The 21,080-nt window shown below is 36.5% G+C and carries 3 protein-coding genes; all 3 read left to right on the top strand.

Annotated features, from left to right (window positions below; all coding sequences use genetic code 11):
* Positions 1–32 precede the first annotated feature (32 nt).
* The 3 genes from I130_RS02850 (at position 33) to I130_RS02840 (ending at position 21,035) form a co-directional block, all read left to right on the top strand.
* The gene (locus I130_RS02850; protein WP_034919106.1) at positions 33–6,095 is read left to right on the top strand and encodes a LamG-like jellyroll fold domain-containing protein; all 6,063 of its coding nucleotides are present in this window, start codon (positions 33–35) and stop codon (positions 6,093–6,095) included.
* 716 nt (positions 6,096–6,811) lie between these two features.
* A complete protein-coding gene (locus tag I130_RS02845) occupies positions 6,812–13,822 on the top strand; it encodes a LamG-like jellyroll fold domain-containing protein (protein ID WP_034919103.1) in 7,011 nt (2,336 codons plus the stop codon).
* Positions 13,823–13,970: 148 nt separating this feature from the next.
* Complete coding sequence (locus I130_RS02840; RefSeq protein WP_034919098.1) at positions 13,971–21,035, top strand: LamG-like jellyroll fold domain-containing protein; 7,065 nt, start codon at positions 13,971–13,973, stop codon at positions 21,033–21,035.
* Positions 21,036–21,080: the final 45 nt, after the last annotated feature.

Below are 21,080 nucleotides of genomic sequence, written 5' to 3'. Positions count from 1 at the left end.
CAACTTCAACCCGATGCCAGGGAGCGGGGTCAGTGACCACCACAACCACAGCAACTAACTCAACAGGAATTACTTACAGTCTGGATGCAGCAAGTTTAACTGGAGGTAATACGATTGTTGCAGCTACAGGGGCTGTAACCTATGCAGCAGGTTGGAGCGGAACAACAACCATAACCGCCAGTGCTGCCGGATGTAACGGTCCGGCAACTACCACTCATGTGGTAACGGTAACACCATCAGTAACAATCAATGCTTTTTCTCCGGCAACTTCAACCCGATGCCAGGGAGCGGGGTCAGTGACCACCACAACCACAGCAACTAACTCAACAGGAATTACTTACAGTCTGGATGCGGCAAGTGTAACCGGTGGAAATACGATTGTTGCAGCTACAGGGGCTGTAACCTATGCAGCAGGATGGAACGGAACAACAACCATCACAGCCAGTGCAGCCGGATGTAACGGTCCGGCAACGACCACACATGTGGTAACGGTAACTCCAACAGTAACAATCAGTGCTTTTTCTCCGGCAACTTCAGCCCGTTGCCAGGGAGCGGGATCAGTGACTACCACAACCACAGCAACCAACTCAACAGGAATCACTTACAGTCTGGATGCAGCAAGTGTAACTGGTGGAAATACGATTGTTGCAGCTACAGGGGCTGTAACCTATGTAGCAGGATGGAGCGGAACAACAACTATAACCGCCAGTGCAGCGGGATGTAACGGCCCGGTAACGACCACACATGTAGTAACGGTAACACCAACAATAACCATCAATGCATTTTCACCGACAACTTCAACCCGTTGTCAGGGAGCAGGAACAGTAACTACTACAACCACAGCAAACAATTCAACTGGAATCACCTATAGTTTAGATGCCACCACAGCAGCCTTCTCAGGGAATAGTATTAACTCTTCCACAGGAGCTGTAACCTATGCAGCAGGATGGGGCGGAACAACAACCATCACAGCCAGTGCAGCCGGATGTAACGGCCCGGCAACGACCACACATGTGGTAACGGTAAGACCATCAGTATCCATCAATGCATTTTCTCCGGCAACTTCAACCCGATGCCAGGGAGCGGGATCAGTGACCACCACAACCACAGCAACTAACTCAACAGGAATTACTTATAGTCTGGACGCAGCAAGTTTAACTGGTGGAAATACGATTGTTGCAGCTACAGGTGTTGTAACCTATGCAGCAGGTTGGAGCGGAACAACAACCATAACTGCCAGCGCTGCGGGATGTAACGGGCCAAAAACTACCACTCATGTGGTTACGGTAACTCCAACAGTAACCATCAATGCATTTTCTCCGGCAACTTCAACCCGATGCCAGGGAGCGGGATCAGTGACCACTGCAACCACAGCAACTAACTCAACAGGAATTACTTATAGTCTGGACGCAGCAAGTTTAACCGGTGGAAATACGATTGTTGCAGCTACAGGTGCTGTAACCTATTCAGCAGGTTGGAGCGGAACAACAACCATAACTGCCAGTGCAGCCGGATGTAATGGTCCAAAAACTACCACGCATGTAGTAACTGTAACACCAACAGTAACAATCAGTGCATTTTCACCGACAACTTCAACCCGTTGCCAGGGAGCGGGATCAGTAACCACCACAACCACAGCAACTAACTCAACAGGAATTACTTACAGTCTGGATGCAGCAAGTTTAGCGGGTGGAAATACAATTGTTGCAGCTACAGGAGCTGTAACCTATGCGGCAGGATGGAGCGGAACAACAATCATAACCGCCAGTGCAGCTGGATGTAACGGTCCAAAAACTACCGCACATGTTGTTACGGTTGACCCCGTTCCGGTGGGAGGAAAATTACTTTTTTCAAAAAACAATGAACGTATCTATTTGTCTTGTGTAAGTCCAGCGTCAAGTAATAGTTTATCTGCAATATCACTATCAGGCGTAACAGCAGGAACAGTTGTAGCATGGAAATACAGAAAGGCTTCAAACCCAGACTTTACTACAATTCAAACAAGCGGAACTTCGTTATCTGCTGCTCAAATTTATGCATTAGGAGTAACTGAATCGATAGTATTTCAAGTAGAAATAGCAAGTGGTTCTTGTATTCCAAATGCCCTATCTCAAACTGCCATCTTAAGTGTAATACCAGCGAACATCAAACCAGCTCCTGTTAAAGTAGATCCGGCTGTGGTTTGTAAAGGTGAAGAGGTAACCTTAAGTTCCAGTACTGGGTATGGTGAAGACTTCGGAAAATTTGAAGGAGGTGCTTTTGACAATTCTTCTATTACCAATAAAGGATGGAGAATTACTGATAAAAATGGAAATTCCGATTATAATTTTGAATCTAGTGCAGATAACCGCAGGCCAGATAAGTGGTTAAGGACAAATCCTCATGACTTTGCTACAGCCAATATCACTACCAATGCAATTACTGACCAAAGATGGGATACTAAACTTGGAAATTCTGGTAATAAAGGTTTTGCAATTGTTTCTGGTAATAATCCATCTACATTTGAAACACCTGTATTTGCCTTGAGTGGTTTAGATGAAGCAATTTTAACTTTTGATCAGGCATTCAATTTAACCAGTGGGGCTACTATAAAAATTGAAATTTCAACTAACGGGGGAGCGAGTTATACATCAGAACCTATACTTTATACCAAGACAGGTCCATTAAGTAGCGGAAATTATGATCGTTTTGGAGAAGGAACTCCAGGAGTAAACCAAATGTCCATTGACTTGGGCAACTATTTGGGAAGAGGTAATTTACGCATTCGATTTAAATATGAAGGTAAACGAGACGGAGATATATGGGCTTTAGATAATATTAAAGTTCCGGAAGGGCCACAGGATATAATCCTGGAATGGAGAGATTATAGCGATCCTTCAAAACCTGAAGGGGTATTTATAGGTAATAATAGTTCGGAACAATGGGAACCAAAATTAATAGGATGGAATGTTTTTGAAGTGAAAACTCAATTAAATTTAGATTCGAGTGGAAATAATTGTAGTAGCTTAGAAAGTTCCAAAACAATCAGAGTTTTTGTTTATGACCGTTATACAACAACAATTAGCGCTGTTGCCGGTACCTGCGGAAATTACACTGTAAACTTAACAGCGAATGCTTCAGGTGCATTTGGAGGAAATGTTTTAACTTATCCTACCAAAGATTTCTATATTGGGGAATGGGTAATCACCAAATCCGGAGTGGTTGCAGACCCTACTACTTATACCTTGGTTAATTCTGATAGTAATAGCATATTAATTCCTAAAAATAACCCGAATGCCCAATTTGAAGCAAACAATTCAGGGGAATTTACTTTTACCTGGAAACTTACTTCCACAGCGGTCTATCCAGTTGATTATTTTGATGTAACCCAAAGAGGTAAAGTTGTTCAGAATAATGGTTGCCCTCCTGTTTTAACGCCAACTCCTGTACAGTTTCAAGATTGTACTACATTGGATTTTGACGGAATTGATGATTATGTAGATTTGGGTAATACTTATGGTGGAAGTTTAAATTCTAAAAGTATCGAAGCTTGGATTAGACCTAAAAGTTCCATGGGAACAATTATTTCTGGGGCAGGTTTTGAAATTAAAATGCAAGATCTACCAACCACAATAATACCAAATACCAGATGGTACCATTTAGCAGTTACTAATGGAAAATTATATATAGATGGTATACAAGTTGGGAATGCTGGCACAGGAATAGGTGGAAATAAAACATTAATTGGAGCTAGGTGGAATAATACCACGAAAAAAGCAGAAAATTATTTTTCAGGATGGATTGAAGAAGTTAGAATATGGAAAAAATCGCTTACTGTAGAACAAATTCATTTTATGATGAATCAACATTTACAGAATGCTACAAATATGGGGAAAGAGATTCCTATGCCAGTTCCGGGTGCACTCTTATACAGTGATTTGGAAGGGTATTATCCACTTATATCAAAAATCCCGGATCCTCTAAACTTAGAAACCTTCGATGGTAGCTTGATGCCTTTAAACGGCTTCACACCAGATATATCACTATCTATTATTACCCCGGGAAGGTTATATAATATGACAACACATCAGGAAAACACCGCTCCTCTGCCTTATATTTCTGCAAATCCCGGGGAATGGAAAACTCTTACCACTTGGCTCCGTCCAACTGTTTGGGATTTCCCAAATTCATCAGGAATAGCTAAAGATGTAATGGATACAGATCCAAGTCATACTGAAACTTATAAAACTCCAATAGATTGGAATATTGTTAGAACCAATCATAATATTCAATCTGGAGATAGAGATATAACCGTTCTAGGTCTAAAATCTGAAACTTTAGACAAACGTATCGAAATTGCTGGTCCTGGGACTAAAAACGAAAATAATCCTGGTCAAATGTTAAGGGTTACTAATTACCTCTTATTAGACGGAAATATCGATTTGGTTGGCGAATCTCAGTTATTGCAAGATCAAGGTAGCATATTGGCAGAAACTAGCAAAGGCTGGTTAAAACGTGATCAGCAAGGTAAAGTAATGAGTTTCAATTATAATTACTGGTCCTCACCAGTTAGTGCACAATTAAGTCCGAATAATTCACCATACCTTCCTGGAGAGGTAATGAATTATGGCTGGGATAACGCTGTAACTGGAACAGTAAAACCCTTAGTTTTCACAGCAGATTCTAATCCTTATGGCGCAGATAACACAACTATGAATACCTGCCCTTACTGGTTATGGAGATTTCATGGCCCTGCAGACGATTATGATTCTTGGATTTTTATAGGCAAAACCGGCTCTTTGAACACTGGAGAGGGACATACTATGAAAGGAACAATTTTTACTGGAACTACAGATTATTCGCACTCTCAAAACTATGGTTTTAAAGGAAAACCTCATAATGGTGATATTACGCTAACAAGCATCCCAGATCAAAATTATTTAGTAGGAAATCCATATCCTTCTGCAGTTGATTCTGAAGAATTCATTTTAGATAATTTAGATAAAAACACAGTTAATGGAGCAACGAATACTAAGAATCTCTTTAATGGAGTAATTTATTTTTGGGACCATTTCTCTGGAGCTACTCATATATTAAGAGAATATATTGGGGGATATGCCACACTTAATTTAATTGGTGGTTTGCAAGCAATTTCCAGTGATGAACGTATAAACGCAAACGAAAATGAAGGCAGTAAGACTCCAACCCAATTTATTCCTGTAGGCCAAGGCTTCTTTGTTAATTCGGGTACAGATGAGCAATTTACCGGTGGTAAACCCTTTACTATAAGCCCAGGTAATCTTATATTTAAAAATAGTCAACGTGTATTTGCCAGAGAAACTTCGGGAAACTCAATTTTCTTAAAACCGGAAATTGTTGTTAAATCCGGAAAAGAAGAAGCTAAGAGCACAACCTCTAAAATCAGAATTTCTTTTAAATCTCCCAAAGGTTATGTTAGACAACTACTAGTTGGTGCAAACCCTAATACCACAAATGGTTTTGATCTAGGTTATGATGCCCCTATGATCGAATATAATTTGGAGGATATGTATTGGGTACAGGAGGGTAATTTCTTAGTAATTCAAGGAGTTCCAGATTTTGGAAAAGATCAGATATTACCTATTGGTGTGAGAATTGAAAAAGAGGGTGAATTTAAAATTAAAATTGATACTCTCGAAAATATGAACGCCGATCACACCATCTATTTAAAAGATATTGTTTTAGATACTATTCATGATTTAAGATCTGGGCCATATACCTCAACTTCAAAACCAGGTGAAATTACGGATAGATTCCAGTTAATTTTCTATAAAGAACTATCTACACCAGATCCAGATCCAATTGTCGTGGAAGAACCCGTAATAGACGATTTTTCAGAGATAAGTCTTCTACACTCCTATTCAGCTAATGAAATGATGGTATTAAATCCTAAAGAACTTAATATTTCTGTGATTCATTTATTCGATCTTAACGGGAAATTACTAGAAGTATTTGATGAGGTACCATCAGAAGCGGAGATTAGACTTAAGGTTTCTAATTATAGTGAAGGAATTTATATCTTAAAAATGCATACTGATACAGAGGTTATTACAAGAAAAATAATTATCAAAAAATGAAAATAGTTGTGGCGCTTTTCATATTGATGAAAACGAATCAAAAAAGGAACTCATAATATTAATCCACGTTCTATAATTATTTAAATTCAAGACACTTGCATTTCTAATTCAGAAATTTATGCCTCATTTATAAACTTGCCGTATATATTTATGTAAATACACTTCTTAATGAGGTTTTATTAGAGAACAAAGTAGATAAGCTGAGCTAACAAAAAACTTTTAGATTTTTGTTAGCTCAGCTTATCTATAAAATTATTATTCTGAATAAAAAACTGTCACCCAGAGATATCATACTATAAGAAATCACAATTTCCCAAAATACTCATTTTAGATTTGAACAATCCCAAGATTAAATAATTAACCATTGCAATACAGTTAGACTGCTTTCCATTTTTTTATTCAACTAAGTGAATTTTTATCTAATCTGTAGTGTAAAATGTTGAATTAATAATTTTTAAAATTAATTTCTCTATTACAAATCTAAAGTCGATAAACAATTATAATTCAGTGAGGTAAATAGATATTTAAATTTTAATCTGAAAAGATGGCTTAAAAAAAATAATGTTTGACTTTATATGAATTTTCCTACGATATAATTTAATATTTTCAATTAAAGTTAAATTTTAATGCTCTTCATCGATTAATAAGGTATTTCAACCTTAAATAACAGATAATTTAATGTAGTTTTACATAAATTCTGTTAAAATAATTGTCTCATGGGAAAAATTACTTTGATGGGAAGAGCCTCATTATTGATTTTATTCTATTTAGGTACTTCCTTTTTCACAACTTCGAATGCTTTCAACACTAGTGAGACAATTACAATTACTGGAAATATTTCAGAATTAAATTGTAACAGCGTCAATAATGCATCAATAACAATCACCATTAATGGCGGTACATCTCCCTACACCCATTTATGGAGCGATTCCAACACCTCTAAAAACAGAACTAATTTAACGGCAGGTAGTTATACTATAAACGTTACAGATGCTCTTGGATTGACAGCTTCCAAAACCTTTACTATAAATAGTCCCACTCCTATTAGCACAAATCCCCCATCTAAAACTAATATCTCTTGCTTTAATAATAATGATGGAATAATTACTGTAGGTTCGGTTTCGGGAGGAGATAATAATTATGAATACTCTATAAATGGTATCAATTTTCAGAGTAGTAACATTTTTAATAATTTAAACGCTGGGAATTATACAATTACAATTAGAGATGGGAATAGTTGTAGAACTTCTATAAGTACCACCTTAACCCAACCTACCCAATTATCGATGCAAAATTCTAGTTTTGTAGCTGTTAGTTGTAAGGGAGAGAGTAATGGTTCTATCACAATTGGAAGTGCAGCTGGTGGAAGTGGTTCATATTCCTACTCTATAGATGGAGTTAATTTTAAACCTGCGAGAACATTTAATAATCTCACCGCAGGAACTTATACCACCACTGTAAAAGACGGGAATAACTGTAAAATATTTGGGAATATTACTGTTTCTGAACCATCGTTATTAACAATGAGTTCATCCTCAACTACTCCTGTTTCTTGTAAAAATGGATCAGATGGAACAATTACGGCAGGAACTGTTTCTGGAGGTAATTCTGGCTATGAATATTCAATAGATGGAACTAACTTTATAACTAGCAATATTTTCTCTGGCCTAAATGCTGACGATTATATTTTAACTGTCAAAGACTCTAAAGGGTGTACAGCCATAGAAAACATTACAATTACCGAACCTGCTACTCTTTCTATGACCTCAGCTTCCATTACTCCAACGAGTTGCAATGGAAGATCAGACGGAATAATTTCGGTAGGAACTGTTTCTGGAGGTAATTCTGGCTATGAATATTCAATAGATGGGGTTAACTTCCAGTCCAGTAAAATATTTTCTGATTTACCTGCCAGTAACTACATAATAACTGCAAGAGATTCAAAAGCTTGTTTTGTTACCGAAAATCTTACAATCACTCAACCATCTGTTCTCAACATGCAATCTGCAATTATCACTTCCGCATCTTGTTTTGGCGCAGAGGATGGAGCTATAGAAGCAGGGCTTGTATCTGGAGGAAATAACGGCTATGAATATTCTATTAATGGAACCAACTTTCAATCACATAATAAGTTTCCTAATCTTGCCGCAGGTAATTATACCATAACTGTAAAAGATATTAACGGATGTACTACAACTGAAGCTGTTGAAGTTACAGAGCCTATTATACTAAGCATGCAAGCTGCTACTGTTAAGGTTGTAGGTTGTGCAGGAGCTGCGGATGGTAGCATTACTGCTGGAGTAGTATCTGGTGGTAATGGTAGTTATGAATATTCCATTAATGGAACCACATTTCAAAACAATGGTACGTTCACGGGGCTTTCCGGAGGAATATATACTCTTAGTGTTAGAGATACCAAAGGGTGCTCAACTTCTGAAAATATTGAAATAGCTGAACCTTCAACCCTAATCATGGAACCTGCAGAACTTTTCCATGTTAAATGTTATGACTCTGGAGATGGCGAAATAATTGCAGGTCTAGTTAGCGGCGGAAATGGGGAATATGAATATTCTTTAGATGGGATTAATTTCACCTCTAATAATACGTTTAAGGAGCTAAATGTTGGTACCCATACTATTACCGTTCAAGATTCTAAAGGTTGTATCGCTACAGAAACGGTTACCTTAACAGGTCCTCAGATCTTAGAAATGGAACCAGCAACTAAAACAGATATTAGTTGTAATGGAGCGTCTAATGCCACTGTCACCGCAGGAGCAGTTAGAGGTGGTACCACAGGCTATCAATATTCTATTGACGGAGTACACTTTGGATCTGAAACCACGTTTGAGGTTCTCTATGCAGGAACCTATACTTTAACAGTTCGCGATTTAAACGGATGTAAAATAGAAGAAATTTTAGAAATCTATGAGCCAGATCCGCTAACTTCAACTCCTGCATCTTCAACTGATGCTTCATGTTCGCTAAATTATGATGGAACTATAACTGCAGGTACGGTATCTGGCGGTAATGGGGGTTATTTATATTCAATAGATAATACTAATTTCAATTCTACTGGAAATTTTACTGATGTTGCAGAAGGTAATTACACAATTTTCATTAAAGATAGCAAAGGATGTGCAACGCAGTCTGATGTTGTAGTAACTACTCCAGAAGTACTAAATGCGTCCATAGTAATAACTAACGTTAGCTGTTATAATGGAGCAGATGGAATAATAACAATTAATAATACAACTGGGGGGCATGGAGCATATGAATATAGCATTAATGAATCCACATGGAAAACTGACCCCCAATTCACTTCACTTCCCGCTGGGACTTACTCCGTTAAAATTAGAGATAGGGATTATCCAACCTGCGAGACTACGTTAAGTGCGAACACAATTATTTCTCAACCAACAACAGAAGTTAGTCTTCAAGGTACAACAACGAGAACAACTTCTTATGGAACCTCAACAGGAACTGCCACTGCAAATGCAACTGGAGGAACTCCAGGTTTTACATATGCTTGGAGAAAATTAAATGAAACCAATGTACTTCAAACTACCAAGACTGCAACAGATTTAGCTGCTGGTAAGTATGTGGTAACAGCAACAGATAGAAATGGATGTTTTAATACAATTGAACTAATTATAATTGAAGCTATAAAAGCTCCAGTTATCCCAACATCTATTTGCCCAGAAGACGAAGATGTAATTAGAACTTCATATTTTGAAGTAGAAGATCGCACTGCAATCGGCGGTATTGGCCCCTACACCTATTCATGGAATTTTGGTAATGGCGCAACGCCAGCAACGGCAACTGGCCCGGGATCTCATACTGTAAACTATTCTTCTACAGGAAATAGAACTATTACAGTAACGGTAACTGACGCTACTGGAATAAGCAAAACTGAGTCTATAGTTCAATATGTTGGGGAATGTTTTAAGGATGATTGTGGTTCCAATGATTTTGGAATCAATACTTTTTATATGGCAGATGCAAGTGGAAATAAAGTGACAGCTTCAAGTTGTGGAGATGGACAACCAAAATTCTTGTATTTCGATCTTCCTACCAATTCGGATCGTTACTCCATGTATATAGAATATATATTTTCTGTAGAGCATGCAGATGGAACTTTCACTCACGTAAATAAAGGTCTATGCTTTTATGAACAACAAGCAATTCCCCAAAAAGTGCAAACAATTCAACTGGATTGGCAATGTGGTGATCTACTAACAATAGAAAACGTATATATGACTTTTTCTAACAATATTAAATGGAAATGCGGGCAGGGACCTAAACCTAAATGTTACTCTACAAATAATAACGAAGTTGTAATTACACCTCTTTATGCCAGAGCCGCACCTAATGAATTATTATGTAATGGATCTAACACTGGAATTGTTACAGTGAGAGCAAATGGAGGTCAAGGACCATATCAGTACAGCATAACAAATGCAAGCTCCGGATATCAACCTAGTAATGAATTTTTAGATCTTAATGCAGGAAGTCATACGGTTTGGGTAAAAGATTATGAGGGAACGATTTTTCAAGCAGATCCTGTAACTATTAATCAACCACTTTCACCAATTAAATTATCTCTAAGTTTTACAAATCCTATTTGCTTCGGAGAAACAGGAGAAGCAAAAGTAACAGCTTCTGGAGGAACTCCATTTATATCTGAAACTGGTGAATCTTATTATACTTATTTATGGAATGATGCAAATGAACAAACAACAGCCAATGCTACAACTTTAATAGATGGTGAATATACAGTTACGGTAATTGATAAAAATGGATGTCAAGCTATTGAAACTGTGACCATAGTAGAACCAGCTCAAATCACACTGGCAATTGCCGGTGAAGATCAAAATTTTAGTTGCGGATTTAATAGCACTAACCTTACTGGGAATATTCCTACCGAAGGAACAGGAATATGGACAATTGTTTCTGGAAGCGGAGGACAAATTCTTGATCCGAATAATGCTCAATCTTATTTTACTGGAACAACTGGTAGTTATACTTTAAAATGGACTATTGCAAACGAAACCAATACCTGTACAACTAGTGATGAAATGATTATTTCTTTTACTGCTGATTGTAGTACGTTAGATTTTGATGGTATAGATGACCATATTAGCATGGGAGACAATTATAACTTAGATTCAGATAACTTTACTATTGAAGCCTGGGTTAAATTAAATTCAGTTAACGGCCAACGTACTATACTTTCAAAAAGAGATTCACAAAACATTTCTGCTGGCGGATATGATCTTTCAATAAATAGTGGTTCGCCAACATTTAAATGGGGGAATTCTACTGTAACATCTTCGTATAAATTAGATAACCAAAGGTGGTATCATGTTGCTGTGATCTTCACTTATTCTAAAGTTAAGTTGTATGTAGATGGGATTAAAGTAGGTAATGGAGATGCTGCAAATCCTAAGGCTACGGTTAGTCCTTTCTTAATTGGTGCAATTTACAGAGGTAACAAACCTGAAAACCCTGTAAATTATTTTCATGGTTGGATAGAAGAAGTGCGAATCTGGAAAACTGCATTACAAGAAGATCAATTGAGATTTATGATGAATCAGCGTTTAGAAGTAAATGTAAGTCCGGTTAAAGGAACAGTATTACCATTAGTTGTTCCTGGAGATCTGCCATATACAGATCTATCAGGTTATTATCAACTTATAGGAAATGAGCTTATTGCTGGACTTACCCCCGATAAAGCAACAGTTAAAGTTGATGGGCAATTAAAGAATATCGAGACAACTCAAGAAAATTCCGCTCCATTACCTTACATTTCTAAAGCTACTGGTCAATGGAGAAATAAAAACACTTGGCAACGTCCAGATGTATGGGATGCTCCTAATAGTTTAGGAATTAATGGGGAACCAATAAATTGGAATATTGCGCAAATAGCGCATAATATTACCTCGGGTGGTAAAGATATCTACATGCTGGGATTACTATCTCAAATAGGTGAGCTTAAAATGGCAAATCCAAATCAAACATTAAACGAAAACAACTCTGGTCAAGGACTCACTATTACTCATTATTTAGATCTAAATGGAAGTATAGACTTAGTAGGAGAATCTCAATTAGTCCAGACAGAAGGAAGTATTTTAGCGCCAAACAGTACTGGTTTTATTAAACGCGATCAGCAAGGAACGGCAAGTAGTTATAATTATAATTATTGGTCTTCTCCTGTAGTGAATCAAGGTACAAAAAACACAACTTATAAAATTTCTGAAGTGATGCTGGATGGAACTATATCCTCTGCACCAAAAAACATACTTTTCGGTAATGGAGTAACCTTTGCAGATGGACAATATTCCAATCCTAGAATGATAAGTAATTATTGGATATGGAAATTTAAGGGAACAGCAGATGAATATTCTGAGTGGAAACATATTGGAAGTAGCGGTGTTCTAAAATTAGGAGAGGGCTACACGATGAAAGGGACTTCTGGTGATGCAGCTATTACAGATAGACAAAATTATGTTTATAAAGGAAAACCTAACAATGGTACCATTACGTTGAACATAGGACTAGATCAGAATTATCTTTTAGGAAACCCCTACCCGTCTGCGATTGATGCGAAAAAATTTATTTTAGATAATATTAAAGATAGTGGTGGATTAAATACTCAGAACATATTTACCGGAGCTGTATATTTCTGGGATCATTTTGCAGGAAAGACTCATATATTAAGTGAATATGTAGGTGGATACGCAACCTATAATTTAATTGGCGGAGTAAAGGCCATCGCGATGGACGATAGAATTAATAGCAATACAGATGATGTTGCCAGTAAAACTCCTGGGCAATATATCCCTGTTGGGCAGGGCTTTTTTATAAATACTATGCCTGATCCATCACTATCCGGGGTGACCAATATTGCAGGAGGAGATGTATTGTTCAAAAATAGCCAGAGAGTTTTCGCAAGGGAAGCGGTTGGTAGCTCTCAATTTTTAGCACCCGAGAAATCTAAAAAAACTAATAAAGAGGCCGAAGCATTAGGAAAAATTAGAATTAATTTCCACTCACCTAAAGGATACCGGAGAGAACTTCTTGTAGGATTAAATCCAAATGCAACCAACGGTTTTGATCTTGGTTATGATGCACCTCTCAATGAATATAATGTAGAAGATATGTTTTGGCTTATAAAGGACCATGAATTCGTAATTCAAGGAGTTTCGCATTTTGATAAAGAACAAATACTGCCTATAGGAATGATGATAGATGAAGAGGGTCCGGTAAGTATCGGTTTGCAATCTTGGGAGAACTTACCAGAAGATAAAGAGGTATACATTCATGATAAATGGAATGATAGCATACACGATATAAAAGAAGTTGCTTATGAAACACTTATGAAGCCGGGTTATGTTGTAGATAGATTTGAATTGATTTTTTTTAAAGAGGTACAGCCTGTAACACCTGTGGATACTATCCCAGTTGTTACCGAAATACCTAAGGATTTTGTTCTATCATTAAAACATAATTATAGAGATAATGAATTACAAATTTTAAATAAGGATGAAATTTTAATTTCCCACCTTTATCTATACGATCTAAACGGAAAACTCTTAGAAGATCACACCTCTATTGGAAATGTGAAAGAAGCGAGAATTGCTATTAAAAGCTATCCATCTGGAGTTTACATCGTTAAACTAAAGACTCAAAATCAAACTATAACACAAAAAGTTATTATGAAAAATTAATATAGAAATTCTTACAATCCTCATAATTCTGACAATAAAAATTAGCTAAATCACAGTATTTATGCGTTTTACCTAAATTTTTTGCTCTTTATCAAAACTTTTTTCATGTAAACTACGTACATTTGGAAACAATTGTAACAATTTTTGCATGGGAAAAATTACTCTATTGGTTAGAATCTGCTTAATAATATTCTTATTGTTTGCTACTTCTAACACTTTACAAGCTTCCGAATATTCAAATTCAGATAACTTTTCTTCTACTACTGAAGGTGTTTGTTATATGTTTTTTGAATCTAAAGAAATAGAACCATTAGATTTCAATCATTCTGTATTAGCCACATTTAAAGAATCACATTATAAAACTGAAGAGGTCACCAAATCTATAGTTTTTGCAAAACCTACTATTAATTTATCTGCAATACCAATAATTTGCAAAGGAACAACCAGTGTTACACTATCATATACAGCAACGAGCAACAATCCCAATAAATATTCTGTAATATTTGATCAGGCTGCTAAGAATGTTGGGTTTTCAGATGTTAGTAAAGATCACACCTTTCGATCTGACGCAGGGAGTTTAAATATTAATGTTCCAACGAATGCACCTTTCGGAACTTACGAAGCTACTTTCTACACTAGTAGCAGCAGTAATTCCAGTGATAAAAGTGATCCTTATAGGATAAAAATAATTATTGGAGACAATGATAATCCAACAATTACGACGCTTGCCGCTATTAATGTTAATGCAGACTCTGGAACTTGTACTTACAATAGCACACAACTTACAAAACCAACAGCTTCAGATAATTGCTCTGTAGTAAGTGTGATTGCTTCGCCAACTAGTTTAGTTTTGGGAGCAAATACGGTAACATGGACGGTAACCGATGGTGCAGGTAGAAAAGCAACGTCTTCGCAAACAGTAACGGTTGTTGATGCACAGGATCCAACAATTACGACTCTTGCCGCTATTAACGTTAATGCAGACTCTGGAATTTGTACATACGCAAGTTCCCAACTAACAAAACCTAGTGCTGCCGATAATTGTTCAATAGCAAGTGTGATTGCTTCGCCAACTAGTTTAGTTCTGGGAGCAAATACGGTAACCTGGACGGTAACCGATGGTGCAGGTAGAAAAGCAACATCTTCGCAAACAGTAACAGTGGTTGATTCACAGAATCCAACAATTACGACTCTTCCCGTTATTAACGTTAATGCGGACTCTGGAACTTGTACATACGCAAGTTCCCAACTAACAAAACCTAGTGCCGCCGATAATTGTTCAATAGCAAGTGTTATAGCTTCGCCAACTAGTTTAGTTTTAGGAGCAAACACGGTAACCTGGACGGTAACCGATGGTGCAGGTAGAAAAGCAACTTCGACCCAAACAGTAACTGTTGTTGATGCCCAAGATCCAACTATAGCTACCTTAACGGCGATTGACGTAAATGCTGATGCAGGAACGTGCACTTATGCAAGTTCTCAACTAACAAAACCAAGTGCCGCTGATAATTGTTCTGTGGCTAGTATTGTGGCTACTCCAACTTCTTTAGCTCTAGGTCCCAATACAGTAACTTGGACCGTAACCGATGGAGCAGGAAGAACAAAAACTTCTACGCAGATGATAACCGTGGTGGATGCCCAAGATCCTACAATAACCATCTTATCGGCGATTGATGTAAATGCTGATGCAGGAACTTGTACTTATGCAAGTTCTCAATTAACAAAACCAAGTGCCGTTGATAATTGTTCTGTGGCTATCGTTATGGCTTCTCCAACTTCTTTAAATTTAGGTCCCAATACAGTGACGTGGACCGTAACTGATGGAGCAGGAAGAAAAGCAACGTCATCGCAAACAGTAACGGTGGTAGATTCAGAAAATCCTACTATTACAACATTAGCACCAATTAGTGTGAATGCAGATGCAGGGAAATGTGACTACGCTAGTACCCAACTTACAAAACCTGGAGCTTCAGATAATTGTTCTGTGGCAAGTATATTGGCTACACCTGCTACTCTTATTTTAGGGACTAATTCGGTAACATGGACAGTTACCGATGGTGCAGGACAAACTGCAACATCTTTACAAACCGTAACGGTGGTAGACTCTCAAAACCCAACAATTAATTGTATAGGTGATCAGGTCCGATCATCTGATTTAGATGAATGCTATTATACTGTACTTGGAACAGAATTTAATCCAACTGCAACCTCAGATAATTGTTCAATTCAATCTGTAATAAATGATTTCAATTCAAGTTCAACCTTGGAAGGCGCTATGGTATCAAACGGCACTATTATCACATGGTCTGTTACTGATTCATCATCGAACATAACAACTTGTAGTTTTACAGTTATTGTTAATGATACTCAAAACCCTATAACACCTACTTTACCGGATTTAATTTCGCAATGTTCGCTCACGGTGGTGCCTCCAACAACTACAGACAATTGTGATGAAGTTGTAACAGGAACTACAGGGGTAGATTTAACAATTACCGAATCAGGCTCAATTTTTTGGATTTTTACTGATAAATCAGGAAACAACACTACAGCAGTTGAACAGAAAGTAATTATAAGTGATACAGAAGCTCCTGATCCCGATAAGCCTAATTTACAGAGGAAAACTATAACAGGATGTCAAATTACAAGTATTTCCGATTTAGAAAGACCAACCGCAACAGATAATTGTGAAGGCACAATTATAGGCACATTGAGTTCTACTTTCACTTTTCCATATTCCTTCTATGGAACAAAAACTATTAATTGGGAATTTATAGATAGTAAAGGAAACATTTCTACCCAACCACAGGAAATTCAACTTAATCAAGTTGCTATAAACGGCGGAACTATCAAAGGTGTATTTCAAGAAGTAGAATTTTTAGATCAAATTGACATTTCATCTTGTGGACAAGCTGTTACTGTAAGTCTAGCTGTAAGCGGACAAGAGGGAACTATTATTTCATGGGAAAAATTTGCTGTAAATGATGGATCATGGAATGTTATATCTAATTCTAGCAATACTTTAACAGCAACATTTCCGGTTGGTGGCCTGGAGTCTACTTATTATAGAGCTTTAATTCGATCAGGAACTTGTACTGAATATTCAGACAGCTTCTTTATTAGAGCACTACCAGCAGGAGAAGCTCCAACTGTTACTATTGTAGATCATCCGAATAATAAATATTGCCTAGGTGAGGAAGTGAGTATAAATGCAAAAAGTAATTATACTGCTACTCAACCAGCTCTTCCAGATAATGCTCCAGGTGATTTTAATCAAGGGCAATTAAATACTCAAGATCGGGATTCTTGGCTTGTTGATGGTGAAATTAGAAACTTCACTGCTGGAGGAAATTCAGCAGCTGCAAAAAATTGGTCTGGAACTAATGATCATCCTTTTGGAGGTATAAGGTATGATAGTAAAGAAGGAAAATTTGCTATAGCTCAAGGGGATTTTTTTGAAAAAGATAGGAAGGGAGATATTATTTACGACGGTAAAAACCCTACTACTTTAGAAAGTCCAATCACGGATTTTTCCGATGCTAAGTCCGCAACCCTTAATTTTGATCAGGCATATAATTTAGTGAATAATGATGTTGCCATTATTGAAATTTCCTTTGACGGTGGAGAGAAATATATGGATTTGTATAATTTACACGCCGCAAACACTGGAAACAAAAATTGGTATGATGCAGGTCTGGCAGAATCATATGCTGGATCTGACAACTTAAACTATAATTTTAATACAGATAATACATCTATATCATTAGCCCAGTTTTTTGATGGAAGAGATGTAAGTAAAGTAAGGATTAAATGGACATTTGTTGGAACCAGTGGAAGTAGTGTTTGGGCATTGGATAATATTTTTATAAATAAAGAAATATTTGTTGAAACAGGTATTGAGTTGACAGATGGTATTGGAGATCCTGATGAAGATCCTATTGTGAGAGGTAATACAGAATTACCAATAAAATTTACTCCACGCTCTCCTGGTGTGCATTCATATGGAGGTACCGCGCTTATTAAAGGATGCCGAACCTATGATAATGAAGGGACGGATTTAATTGAAATTTCTGTGAGTTCATCATTTGCCGGTTCAGATATAATATATTCTGCTGAAGAATGTGGTAGAAATAAAGTTCAATTAAATGCTTATGACAATAGCAAAACTGCTAATGAGAATATAGCAAAAGATTCATATCCTCCTGATGCTCCGCAAGACTGCAAAAATTGTGATGATCCCGGAACAGGAGATATCGGGACTTGGACATGGGCTAGAGAAGGAGAATCGACCTCTTGTTTAACCGAAACTTTAAGTAACATTAACGATCCAAATGCAAGTTTCATTGCTAGTGCAGGAACCTATAATTTAACTTGGACGGTTAACGGTTGTGCTAGCAAAATAAAAGTAATAATTACTGATTGTGATAAAGTTGACTTTGATGGTGAAGATAATTTTGTAGATTTTAGTGATAATTACAATCTTAGTGGATCATTTAGTCTCGAAATGTGGGTGAAACCTGAATTGATTAACAGCAATCAAACTTTATTTTCGAAAAGAGATGCTAATTATTCCGGTAATGCTAAAGGTTATGATTTAAGCATTAACGGCAGCGGAGAAGTTTTATTTAATTGGGATAAGTCGGGCAGCATTAGTTCATCTCCATATAAAATAAGTACAAATCGCTGGTATCATATTGCAATAACTCATTCTGAATCGGGCGAATATAAATTATATATAGATGGAATTTATTTAAAATTAATCGGTGGTGGTTCTCCTAGTACGAACGAATATAATGCTATAATGGGTGCTATGGATACTGGGGTATTTAATAAACCATTAAATTTCTACAATGGATGGATGGATGAAGCGAAAATTTGGAATGTAACTCTGTCTGCAGATCAAATACGTCAAATGATGAACCAAAAAATAAAGACCAGTCCTATTTCTGCAGGAAAGGTTCAAGGAGACGTTCTTGAGCTTGATATTACTGGATTATCTTGGTCTAACTTATTAGGTTATTACCAAATGGAATCAATAGGATGTGGTTATTTAAATTCAAGTGTAGATTCTATTAAAGGTGAATTAAAAAATATTACAACTGCTCAACCCCAAACCGCTCCACTACCATACATTTCAGTTAACAGTGGTAAGTGGAACACATCTGCTACTTGGGCACAACCAAATGTATGGGATATCCCAAACAGTAATGGTGTAGGTAAAGATATTCTTGATGTTGATCCAAATCATCCAGCGAATTATAAATCACCAATTGACTGGAATATTGTAAAACTTACAGATAATAAGAATATTAACTCTGGAGGGAGAAATATTACTTTATTAGGTTTATTATCTGAATCCGGAAAATTAACTATGGATGGCGTTACCGATATATCAAATGGGACTGGTACCGGTCAAGGATTATGGATTACTCATTATTTATTCCTAAATGGTATAATTGATTTAGAAGGTGAATCGCAATTAGTTCAAAAGCGATATTCTTCAACCCAAACCTATGAAAGTATTTATAATGAAACAAGTAAAGGTTATATCGAAAGAGATCAGCAAGGAACTGCACGTAGTTTCAATTACAATTATTGGAGTTCCCCAGTAGTGCCTGTTGAAAACAAATTAAATTCTACGTACACAGTAAAATCTGTTTTACTAGATGGTACAATTAGTTCATCACCAAAAATAATAAATTTTGGAGATGGTGTAGATTTTGCAGACTTTGCACTTACAGTTCCAAGGAAGATAAGCAACAGATGGATTTATAAATTTAAAGGTAAAGCAGACGAGTATAGTGATTATGAATTGATTGGTAGTACAGGAAAACTTAATGTTGGAGAGGGATATACTATGAAAGGAACATCCGGAGAGTCGAAAAATACAGATAAGCAAAATTACGTTTTTAGAGGTAAACCTAATAATGGAGACATTTCATTAGAGGTTTTCGAAAATCAGAACTACATGATAGGTAATCCATATCCATCAGCTCTAGATGCAAAAAAATTCATTTTAGATAATTTAAATAAAAACAACGTAAATGGAGCTACTAATACTGATAATGTTTTTAATGGCGCGTTGTATTTTTGGGATCATTTTGGAGGTGAAAACAATAATCATAATTTAAGTGAATATGTTGGAGGTTATGCCACTTATAACTTAATTGATGGTGTTAAGGCAATTGCTACAGATGACAGAATAAATAGTAGCTCGCTTAATAATAATAACTCTGCTGGTTATAAACCTGGACAATATATCCCTGTAGGACAGGGGTTCTTTATTAATACAGCTATAGATAGCATTCGTGGTGATATTTCTGGTAATGGTGGTACAATTAAATTTAAAAACAGTCAGAGAATATTTATAAATGAGAAAACTTCTACATCTCACTTTTTAAGTCCTGAAAAAACTTTAAATAATCAAAAAGAAGCTACCCCCGATCCAAAAATCAGGTTAGATTTCTCCTCTCCTCTAGGTTATCATAGACAAATTTTAGTAGGTGCCAATTCAAATGCCACTAATGGCTACGATTTAGGTTATGATGCTCCTTTGAATGATTACAATGAGGAGGATTTCTTTTGGTTGATTAATAATTATGAATACGTTATTCAGGGTGTTTCGAATTTTGATCCAGATCAGGTTTTACCTATCGGAGTATATATTTCTAAAGCAGGAGAAGCTAAGTTTGAAATTAATAAACTTGAGAATATTCCAGATAATACCACAATCTATTTAAAGGATCTTGATACGAAGTTATATCATGATTTGAGAGAATCTGAATTCAAAATTACCTTGGAACCTGGTGCATATTATGAACGTTTTCAAATAGTATTCGAGAAAAAAGATGATGATGCTGAAGAGGCAGAAGAAGAAACCGACAATGAAGAAGAGGAAACTGGAGATGAATCAAATCCTGATGTTGAGGAAGAAGGTTCTATAGATCCAGAAGATTTGGTTGATCTCGATTCAGGTCTGGATATTGTTTATATGACTACAAACCGTGAATTGGCTATTATTAACCCTAGCAATCTAGCAATCCAAAAGGTGGTTATTTATAATATTTTGGGTCAAAAAATTCAGGAATATGAGAAAATAGAAAATAAAAAAATGATCACATTAGGAGTTAAAGAATTTCCTATGGCTGTATACCTAGTAAAAATGTATTCGGAAAAAGGAGAAATTTCTAAAAACATCATGTTAATGAGATAGTTTGAAATAGTAGTTTTAAAACCAAAAGAGTCTAGGTTTAAATAA

It is taken from the genome of Gillisia sp. CAL575 (assembly GCF_000403785.1).
Classification (GTDB): Bacteria; Bacteroidota; Bacteroidia; order Flavobacteriales; family Flavobacteriaceae; genus Gillisia.
Note: the sequence above shows the minus strand (reverse complement) of the source record. Positions and strands in the feature narration are given on the sequence as shown.

Coding starts and splice junctions, on each gene's coding strand:
- I130_RS02845 (WP_034919103.1), top strand. CDS start 6,812: ATGGGAAAAATTACTTTGATGGGAAGAGCCTCATTATTGATTTTATTC.
- I130_RS02840 (WP_034919098.1), top strand. CDS start 13,971: ATGGGAAAAATTACTCTATTGGTTAGAATCTGCTTAATAATATTCTTA.